The organism is Halorubrum sp. SP3 (assembly GCF_005435195.1).
GTDB classification, from domain to species: Archaea; Halobacteriota; Halobacteria; order Halobacteriales; family Haloferacaceae; genus Halorubrum; species Halorubrum sodomense.
The window spans coordinates 1-214 of sequence record NZ_SGTU01000809.1; the positions used below are offsets into that span (position 1 = coordinate 1).

The 214-nt window shown below is 65.0% G+C and carries 1 protein-coding gene; it reads left to right on the plus strand.

Annotated features, from left to right (window positions below; translation table 11 throughout):
• A partial coding sequence (locus tag EXE42_RS18290) for a hypothetical protein (protein ID WP_137707156.1) occupies nt 1–214 on the plus strand: 214 nt, incomplete at both ends.

A 214-nucleotide genomic window follows, 5' to 3' on the forward strand; every position in this document is an offset into this window, starting at 1 on the left:
GAGACCGCCAGAGACGTCACCGACGTGCTGCTACAGGTCGGTACCGACCAGACGCCGGTCGACCTCCGCACCGAACTCACCGAGCAGATCGAACAGATCCGGTCGGACAAAGACCGGGCGACTGTCACCGTGGACGAGACGATTCCGGACGTGACGGTGTTGGCGGACGACCTGCTGGAGGCGGTGTTCCGGAACCTCCTGACGAACGCGGTCG